Origin of the sequence: Bacillus sp. AP50 (genome assembly GCF_040492675.1) — a bacterium.
GTDB classification, from domain to species: domain Bacteria; phylum Bacillota; class Bacilli; order Bacillales; family Bacillaceae_G; genus Bacillus_A; species Bacillus_A cereus.
Genome location: NZ_JBEUTW010000439.1, coordinates 1 through 2826 on the forward strand (window position 1 = coordinate 1; position 2826 = coordinate 2826).

Sequence of the window (2826 nt, forward strand, 5' to 3'; positions counted from 1 at the left end):
CGCTTGCCTTTAGAATTGGAATCTTGGGTAATTTCTTGTATGCAGGCTGCTTCTGCAGGAAAAATTTCATTTCCATGTAAAGTTTCCTTTGGGATTATAGATACAAAATATTATGTTGAATTCATTTAAAATTAGAATACATTTAACATTTGATGTAAATAAAGACGGAACACCAACATTTTGCAAATTCTGTACGTCAAGACTAAATCTCTTAATCAAACCATATTTTATTATACGTACCAAAACTAATTACCAACAACAAAATAGCCTAAAAAATATTAAACATCCTTTATTAACGATATTATTAATGTCAAATAAAAAAAGAAGAGAGAAAACATTCTCTCTTCACCAATAATATTTTACAGAGTAAGTAGGGTAAAAAACTATATAGAGATGAACCACGAAAATACTTTACCTAGTGAATTATATCATAAATCACTCTAAAAAATACATATCACATACAATTTTGTTTTATTTATGACAAAATTGTTAAATATTTGAATGCAGAAAGGCTTTATATCTAAATGAATAGAAAGGTGTTGGTGTGGTAATAAAATTTAAGGAGGCTTTCTATTATGTTTTCAAAAAAACAAAAATTATTAACAGTAGTTACAACATTAACATTAGGGTGCGGATTTACTTTTGGCTTAACACCTGCTTCTGCGGATACAGCCAATAACACTTCTCCAATTAAGGAGGAACAGGTACGAATACAAATACCTTTCACGGGCTATGTTATTTCAGCAGACGATAATTACTTAATTGTTGCTGATACTTTTACGAAAGAAGAAGCACTTTATTATCAGAATAATTGGTGGGAGCTAGTTTCCCAAAATAAAATTTTAAGAGTACCTGTATCCAATGGTGAAAACTACAAATTAGGTGAAAAATTAAACGTATACGCTGCTGCTTGGACTTACTCTTTACCACCAATCGCTATAATGCCAACAATTGAAAAAGTAGTTGATTAAATACTGCTTATCTAATAAAAGAAACATTGCCCTAATTAGAGCAATGTTTCTTTTCCTCATTTGACATTAGAAATTGAAATGGATGAGAACAGATTTGGAACGCTATTCTCAAAAGCTAATGTAAAGGAAGGGATTAGTTCATGTATTCTTTCTTGCATTGGTTTCTTATCTACTTCTCCAAGTTCGTTCAAAAGTTCATTCTCTTCTGAAGACTCATCTCCATTGATTAACATTCTTAACATATCTGAGTTAATGATTTCATGAGGCGAATGAACTAGCCCATTCATCATTATATATTTTTGGAGCATGGATGAATTACCTTCATTTGCTTGCTTTGCAGCTTGTTTAAGATATAAATCAAAATATTTCTGTGCAAATTTCACACCTTTTAGTGGAACAGCTCCTACATGTTCAACACCTTTCCAACGTAAATCCGCAATTGAACTCAGCCACCATGCCGGCTCAATAGCTTGTTGCATACGTTGCAGTACCTTGCGTTCGAATCCAGGTTTATGAGTAGAATGTTCTTTTAAACAAGTATCTAACATTTCAGCTTCAATGGCAGCTACGGTCATCCCCTGTCCATAAATGGGATCAAAGTTACAAAAAGCATCACCTAACACTAATAATCCAGATGGCCAATTTTCCATTTGTTCAAAATGTTGGCGAGTTGACTTCTCCGCTCTAAATCCTCTTGGGACACTAATTGGTTCTAACTCTTTAATTAACTCCCTCATCATAGGGGTAACTAAAGAATCCAGTTCTTTTTCATATTCTTTTGAATTGGTTGGTGGATAGTGCGTACCTCCAGCAACAAATAGTAGCGCTTGAGCTATGTTATCTTCAATATATAATAACCCTACAGCACCAACGTTTTTAGCAGGATCTCCTTCAGAAATTGCACTCAATTTCTCTTTGATATGTGAAGGTACTTTATAATATCTCGTGCTATATCCAAAATTCACCTTTAAACGTTCTGGTTCTGGAACATCATAGCCCATAGATGTAAGCCATTTATTGAGTTTAGATTGACGACCACATGTGTCAACTACCAAATCGGTTAACACAGTTCGCTTTGTTTTTAATTCGTCCCGTTCTTGAATATTAATTCCAATAACACGCTTGTGATCAGACGAAGCTAAAAGGCCTGTGACTACTTGCTTTGAATAAAAATGTACATTCGGAATTTCTTGCACACGTTGGCGGATTGTCCATTCTAACAATGCTCGACTGCTTGCTGCACCTTTTCGTTCTATAACTAGTTCCAGTGCCCCATACGGAGAAAATCGAATCATTTTATCATTCTTGACATTATGGGCCCCTAAATTTAATAAATCATCAACATATCCAGGAAAGAAACGGTTCATAATAATTTCTCCACGTGGTAATACACGATGAGGATGAAAGTCTTGGGGGGTACCTGGACGTTCAGATGGTTTTTGAGGTAACTCATCTTTTTCAACAACTATCACTGTCTCAAAATAACTGGAAAGCACACGTGCAGTAAGTAAGCCTGCAATACCAGCTCCAATCACAAGTGCCTTTTCTCTTTTTTGCTGTTGATATAGTAATTGACTATTCATCAATAATCTCTCCTCTTTCTAAAAAGTATGTTTGTTCAACATGAATCTATTAAAACTTTTCCAGAAATCAGAATAAACGAATGATGATTCTTCATTATTTTAATCAAGGTGGTTCAAATCAGAAAGTACACTCAAATGAGTATCATTTTTTAACAAGATTCAGGTTCATATAACCTGTATAACTGCTCACCGTTTATAATAGTCTTTTTTAAATACCGCTTTATTCACCCTCCTTTTATATTTTTTATAATTTGCACCTTAAATGTATCACT

General features: G+C 33.8%; 2 protein-coding genes. One reads left to right on the forward strand and one right to left on the reverse strand.

The window, feature by feature from the left end:
• Window positions 1–575: 575 nt before the first annotated feature.
• Complete coding sequence (locus ABWK52_RS24170; RefSeq protein ID WP_000491768.1) at window positions 576–971, forward strand: DUF3221 domain-containing protein; 396 nt, start codon at window positions 576–578, stop codon at window positions 969–971.
• A 56-nt stretch (window positions 972–1027) separates the two neighbouring features.
• Here ABWK52_RS24170 and ABWK52_RS24175 read toward each other — a convergent pair whose 3' ends face one another.
• Window positions 1028–2554 carry an NAD(P)/FAD-dependent oxidoreductase gene (locus ABWK52_RS24175; protein ID WP_353772184.1) on the reverse strand — a complete coding sequence of 509 codons (1527 nt, stop codon included), beginning with the start codon at window positions 2552–2554 and terminating at the stop codon, window positions 1028–1030.
• Between the last annotated feature and the right edge of the window lie 272 nt (window positions 2555–2826).